Raw genomic sequence first — 7115 nt, forward strand, 5'->3', positions numbered from 1 at the left:
CCTGCTCGGCGGCATCCCTGAGGCCGGCACGGCGGACCGAGCCGAGCCGCCGGCGGACTCGGGTGCCCCGCAGCAGCTGCGGGACCGGCTGGCCGCCGCCGGCGACACCGAGCGGGACCGCATCCTGCTCGACCTGGTACGCGGCACCGCCGCCACCGTGCTGGGGCACCGCACCCCGGCGGCGATCCGTGCCGCCCGGGGCTTCCTGGAACTCGGCTTCGACTCGCTGACCGCCGTGGAGCTGCGCAACCGGCTCACCGCCGAGACAGGTCTCGCCCTGCCCAGCACCCTCGTCTTCGACTATCCGACGCCGGCCGCGCTCGCCGAGCACCTGCGCGCCGAGCTGGTGCCGCACGGTGCGGCCACCCCGGTCGTCGCCGAGATCGAACGGCTCGACGAGCTGCTGCGGACCGTCCCCGCCGACCGGCGCGACGACTCGGAGATCACCCGCCGCTTGGAGGACCTGCTGGCCCACTGGCGAGCCGCCACCGCCCCGTCGTCGCCGTCCCCCGCCTCGCTGGATCCGGCCTCGCTCGATCCGGCCTCGCCGGCTCCCGCGTCGCCTGCCCCGGCCGAGGCCGTAGCCGTGGCCGACGACCTGTCCACCGCCACCGAGGACGACATCTTCGCCATCATCCAACGCGAATTCGGCAAGTCCTGACCCACCCCACCCTGTGCCCCCGGCCCCCGCCCCCGCCCCCGCCCCGCCCTCGCCCCGGTGATCAAGAGAAAAGCGTCAAGGTTGATCTCGGCGATGACGCAAACCTCTTGATCACCGGGGGGAGGGAGACCGCCGGGGGAGGGCCGGGATGGTGGCCGGGAGGGTGGGGCTAGGGGTCTGGTGGGTGGATCTAGGGGTGTGTCGCCTCCTGCCGGGCTCCGTAGGGTCGGAGCCCGACAGGTTGTCGTCCCGCTTGGCGCGGGACGGGCGGAGGCGGGGGTGCGCGCGGGTGCCCGGAGACACGGGAGGTGCCCTGTGACCGGCTCCCAGAGCGGCCAGCTCCTCGCGATCAGCGACCTGCACGTCGTGTACGCGGAGAACAAGGCCATCGTCGAGGCCCTGCGCCCCGATAACGACGACGACTGGCTGATCGTCGCCGGTGACGTCGGCGAGTTCGCCAAGGACATCGAGTGGGCGCTCGGCCTGCTCCGCGACCGGTTCGCCCGGGTGATCTGGGCACCGGGCAACCACGAACTGTGGACGCCCCGCGACGACACCGTCCAGTTGCGTGGCGAGGAACGCTACCGGCACCTCGTCGCGTTGTGCCGCAGCCTGGGCGTGGTCACGCCGGAGGATCCGTACCCGGTGTGGGACCCGGACGGGGATCCCGTCCTGATCGCCCCGCTCTTCGTCGGCTACGACTACACGTGGCGGCCCCCGGGGACGTACACCCGGGAGCAGGCGTTGGCGCGGGCGCACGAGACCGGCGTGGTCTGCACCGACGAGATCCTGCTGCACCCCGACCCGTACCCGAGCCGGGACGCCTGGTGCCGGGCGCGGGTGATCCAGACCGAGCGGCGGCTCGACGCCGAGCGCGGCGGGCTGCCCACCGTCCTGGTGAACCACTACCCGCTGGTCCGCGAGCCCACCCGGGTCCTGCGCTATCCCGAGTTCGCCCAGTGGTGCGGCACCGACCTGACCGCCGACTGGCACCTGCGCTACGACACCCGCGTCGCCGTCTACGGCCACCTGCACATCCCGCGCACCACCTGGTATGACGGCGTCCGCTTCGAGGAGGTGTCCGTCGGCTACCCGCGCGAGTGGCGTCGCCGCGCCACCCCGCCGGGACGGCCCCGCCAGATCCTTCCGGCCCCCGCCCGACCCCACGGCTGACCGCCGGGAACGGGCGTCCCCGAGGGCCCTCCCACCGGCCTCATCCTGCGGTTATCGCCCCTCCGGGAGGCGCCGCGCGGGGGCTGATTGAGGGGTCCCGTAGGGGTTGGGCCGCCGTAGCGCGCTCAGTACCGTCCACTCACGGTGAGGGTCGGATACCGGCAATTCCCAGGGCCGGATGCCTGCGGTGGTGGCTTCCTCAGTGTTCGGCGGAATCGATCGGTAGCAAGCTCCGGGCGGGTGGGTCATGGCGGACGAAGAGAAGCTCCTCGAACACCTCAAGTGGGTGACCACCGAGCTCCGCCAGGCGCACCGGCGCCTGCGGGAGCTGGAAAGCGCCGAACCCGAACCGATCGCCGTCGTCGCGATGGCGTGCCGGTTCCCCGGCGGCGTCGGCTCCCCCGAGGACCTGTGGGACCTCGTGGCCGCGGGCACCGACGCGACCGGCCCGTTCCCCACCGACCGGGGCTGGGACCTGGCCCGGCTGTACGACCCGGACCCCGACCACCCCGGCACCTCGTACAGCGACCGGGGCGGGTTCCTTGACGACGCCGGCCACTTCGACCCGACCCTGTTCGGCATCTCCCCCCGCGAGGCCCTCGCGATGGACCCGCAGCAGCGGCTGCTGCTGGAGACCACCTGGGAGGTGTTCGAACGCGCCGGCATCGACGCCGGGTCGCTGCGCGGCAGCCGCACCGGCGTGTTCGTCGGCACCGCCGGGCAGGACTACGCCTCCGTGCTGCGCCGCCTCCCCGAGGGCGCCGAGGGCTACGTGCTGACCGGCACCGCCGCCAGCGTCATCTCCGGGCGGCTCGCCTACTCGTTCGGTCTGGAGGGGCCGGCCGTCACCATCGACACCGCCTGCTCGTCGTCGCTGGTCGCGCTGCACCTGGCCGGTCAGGCCCTGCGCGACGGCGAGTGCACCCTCGCCGTGGCCGGCGGCGTCAGCGTGATGGCCACCCCCGGCGGGTTCGTCGAGTTCTCCCGCCAGCGGGGGCTGGCCGCCGACGGCCGGTGCAAGGCGTTCTCCGCCGACGCCGACGGCACCGGCTGGGCCGAGGGCGTCGGGATGGTGCTCGTCGAGCGGCTGTCCGACGCCCGCCGCAACGGCCACCCCGTGCTCGCCGTGATCCGGGGCAGCGCCGTCAACTCCGACGGGGCCAGCAGCGGCCTCACCGCCCCGAACGGCCCCGCCCAGCAGCGCGTCATCCGCCAGGCCCTCGACAACGCCGGCCTCACCCCGGCCGACGTGGACGTCGTGGAGGCGCACGGCACCGGCACCCGGCTCGGCGACCCGATCGAGGCGCAGGCGCTGCTGGCCACGTACGGCAGGGACCGGCCCGCCGACCGGCCGCTCTGGCTCGGCTCGTTGAAGTCGAACCTCGGCCACACGCAGGCCGCCGCCGGGGTCGCCGGGGTGATCAAGATGGTCCTCGCGATGCGGCACGGGCTGCTCCCGGCGACCCTGCACGCCGACGAGCCCACGCCGCACGTCGACTGGACGGGCGGCGCGGTCGCCCTGCTCACGCAGGCCCGCCCGTGGACCGGGGACGCCGGCCGGCCCCGCCGCGCCGCCGTCTCCTCCTTCGGCATGAGCGGCACCAACGCCCACCTCGTCCTGGAACAGGCCCCGCCGCCCGAGCCGGCCGCCGCGGCCGAGGCCCCCGGGCGGGAAGTCCCGGCGGTGCCGGTGCTGCTCTCCGCCGCGCACCCCGCGGCCCTCGCCGCGCAGGCGGGCCGCTGGGTGGCCTGGCTCGACGCCGACCCCGACGCGCGTCCCGTGGACGTGGCGTGGTCGTCGGTCACCGCCCGCGCTGCCCTGGACAGTCGCGCGGTGGTCGTGGCGACGGGCCGCGACGATCTCGTCGCCGGGCTGCGCGCCCTGGCGGCGGGCGAGCCGTCCGGCGCGGTTGTCGCCGGCCGCGCCGCCGACCGGGGTCCCCTCGCCGTGCTGTTCTCCGGTCAGGGCGCGCAGCGGGCGGGGATGGGTCGGGAGTTGTACGCGTCGTTCCCGGTGTTCGCGTCGGTGCTGGACGAGGTGTGCGGGCACCTGGACCGTGGGTTGCCGCAGCCGTTGCGGCCGGTGTTGTTCGCGGAGGCGGGGACGCCGGAGGCCGAGCTGCTGGATTCGACGGTGTTCACGCAGGCGGGGTTGTTCGCGGTCGAGGTGGCTCTGTTCCGTCTGGTGGAGTCGTTCGGTGTGGTGCCGGATTTCGTGGGTGGTCATTCGGTTGGTGAGATCGTGGCGGCGCATGTGGCGGGGGTGTTGTCGCTGGAGCATGCGTGTGCTCTGGTGGTGGCGCGGGGTCGGTTGATGCAGGCGTTGCCGGCCGGTGGTGGGATGTTGGCGGTCAATGCGGCCGAGGCGGACGTGTTGTCCTCGTTGGACGGGTTGTCCGATCGGGTGGGCATCGCGGCGGTGAACGGCCCGACTTCGGTCGTCGTGTCGGGTGCGGTGGACGCCCTGGACGTGGTGGAGCGGGCGTGGCGGGGTCGGGGGGTGCGGACCCGTCGGCTGGCGGTGAGTCACGCGTTCCACAGTCCGTTGATGGAGCCGATGCTGGAGAAGTTCCGGGCGTTGGTCGGCCGGTTGACGTTTTCCGTGCCCGTGCTGCCGTTGGTGTCGAACGTGACCGGTGCGCTGGCCGACGCGGACGAGGTTCGTAGTGTCGACTACTGGGTGCGGCATGTGCGGGAGGCGGTGCGGTTCGCCGACGGGGTGGCGGCGTTGCGGTCGGCGGGGGTGGACACGTTCCTGGAGGTCGGCCCGCAGAGTGTCCTGACGGCGTTGACGGCGGACGCCGTGCCCGACGGCGGGGACGTGGTCGCGGTGGCCGCCCAGCGTCGGGATCGGCCGGAGGTCGCCGGTCTGCTGGCCGCCCTGGCGGAGCTGCACGTCAACGGGGTGTCGGTCGGGTGGCGGTCGTGGTTCGCCGACACGGGCGCGTCCCGGGTGGACCTGCCGACGTACGCGTTCCAGCGGGAGCGGTTCTGGCCCGAGGCGGGCACGTGGCAGGTGGGCGACGTGTCGGCCGCCGGCCTGGGCGTGGCGGGGCATCCGCTGCTCGGTGCGGCGGTGCGCCTCGCCGGTGACGACGAGGCGGTGCTGACGGGTCGCCTGTCGGTGTCGACGCACCCGTGGCTGGCCGACCACGTCGTCGCGGGCGCGGTGGTGGTGCCGGGCACGGCGCTGGTCGAGCTGGTGGTGCGGGCCGGCGACGAGGTGGGTGCCTCCCGGGTGCGGGAGCTGACGATCGCCGCCCCGTTGACGCTGCCCGCCTCGGAGGCCGTGCGGGTGCAGGTGCGCGTCGGCGCGGCCGACGACTCCGGTGCCCGCGAGGTGACGGTGCACACCCAGCCCGACGACGAGCCGGACGCGGAGTGGATCCGGCACGCCGAGGGTGTGCTGGAGCCGGCCGCCGCCGAGGAACCGACCGTCGGCGCGTGGCCGCCCGCCGGGGCGACCGAGGCGGAACTGGCCGGCTGGTATCCGGCGTTCGCGGAGCACGGCCTGGCGTACGGGCCCGTGTTCCAGGGGCTGCGCCGGGTGTGGACCAACCCCGACGGCGACGTGTACGCCGAGGTCGCGCTGCCCGACGAGGCGGCGGCCGACGCCACCGGCTTCGGGGTGCACCCGGCGCTGCTGGATGCCGCCCTGCACCCGATCGGGCTGCTCGACGCCGGCACCGGCACCGGGCCTCGGGTGCCGTTCGCGTTCACCGGTGTGCAGGTGCATGCGGCGGGTGCCCGTGCGCTGCGGGTGCGGTTGAGCCGTGCCGGTTCCGGGGTGCGGCTGGTTGCCGTCGACGAGTCCGGATCGCCGGTCGTCTCCGTCGACTCCCTCGTCCTGCGGGAGATGGGCACTGTCTCGACCCCGAGCGCGGCCGACCGTTCCCTGTTCGAGGTGACCTGGCACGCCGAGGACGTCGCCCCGGCCGCCGACGCGTCCGGCGCGGTGGCGCTCGGCGAGGTCGCCCTGCCCGAGGTGCCCGCGTACGCGGACGTGCCGGCGCTGGTGGCGGCCGTGGAGGCGGGCACGGCCGAGCCGAGGCTCGTGTTGCTGCCGGCCACCGCTGCGGGGGCCTCTGTTCCGGGCGCGGTGCGGGATGTCGTCGCGGGTGTGTTGGGTGTGGTGCAGGGGTGGCTTGCCGCCGATGTCCTCGCCGATTCGCGCCTGGTGGTGGTGACCCGGGGTGCCGTGGTGGTGCGGGACGAGGACGGGGTGGCCGATCTGGCGGGTGCGGCGGTGTGGGGTCTGTTGCGTTCGGCGCAGTCGGAGCACCCCGACCGCATCGTGCTCGCCGACCTCGACGGCCCGCTGGACGCCGAGGCGGTGGCGCTGCTCGCGGCGGTGGCCGCCGACCCCGCCCTCACCGGGGGGCAGCTCGCCGTCCGCGAGGGCGCGGTGCGCGTACCCCGGTTGACGCGGCTGACCGGCGACGAGCTGACGCCCCCGGCGTCGGGCCTCTGGCACCTCGCGCCCGTCGCCCCCGGCACGATCGACGGCGTCGACCTGGTCGCCGCCCCGGCCGCGAAGCTCGGGGCCGGGCAGGTCCGCATCGCCGTACGCGCCACCGGCGTGAACTTCCGCGACGTCCTGATCGCGCTCGGCATGTACCCGGACGCGGCGGCCCGGATGGGCAGCGAGGGCGCGGGCGTCGTGCTGGAGGTCGGCCCCGGCGTCGACGGCCTCGCGCCCGGCGACCGGGTGTTCGGCATGTTCGAGCCGGGCTTCGGCCCGCAGGTCGTCGCCGAGCGGCAGCGGGTGGCCAGGATCCCCGCCGGCTGGTCCTACGCCGAGGCCGCATCCGTCCCGCTGGTCTTCCTGACGGCGTACTACGCGTTGCGCGATCTGGCGGGTCTGCGGGCTGGCGAGTCGGTGCTGATCCACTCGGGTGCGGGTGGGGTCGGGATGGCGGCGATCCAGCTCGCGCACCACTTCGGTGCGACCGTCTACGCGACGGCGAGTCCCGGTAAGTGGGAGACGCTGCGGGGCCTCGGGGTGGCTCCGGAGCGGATTGCGTCGTCGCGGTCGACGGAGTTCGAGGCGGTGTTCGCGTCCGCGTCCGGTGGGGCCGGTGTGGATGTGGTCCTTGATGCCCTCGCGGGTGAGTTCGTGGATGCGTCGTTGCGGTTGTTGCCGCGTGGTGGCCGGTTCGTCGAGATGGGCAAGACCGACATCCGCGACGCAGACGCGGTCGCGCAGCTGCATCCGGGGGTCGCCTACCAGGCGTTCGACCTGAACGAGGCGGGCGGCGAGCGTATCGGGCAGATGCTGGGC

Annotated in this window: 3 protein-coding genes; all 3 read left to right on the top strand. The window is 74.6% G+C overall.

Annotated features, from left to right (window positions below; translation table 11 throughout):
* On the top strand, positions 1-661 hold a 661-nt coding region (locus ACVMYR_RS32950), incomplete at its 5' end, for an acyl carrier protein (protein WP_457123680.1).
* A 315-nt stretch (positions 662-976) separates the two neighbouring features.
* The gene (locus ACVMYR_RS32955) at positions 977-1834 is read left to right on the top strand and encodes a metallophosphoesterase family protein (protein WP_431898252.1); all 858 of its coding nucleotides are present in this window, start codon (positions 977-979) and stop codon (positions 1832-1834) included.
* Between the two features lie 247 nt (positions 1835-2081).
* The coding region (locus ACVMYR_RS32960) for a beta-ketoacyl synthase N-terminal-like domain-containing protein (RefSeq protein ID WP_457123681.1) at positions 2082-7115 on the top strand (5034 nt) is incomplete at its 3' end.

The sequence above is a fragment of the Micromonospora sp. PTRAS2 genome (assembly GCF_054052245.1).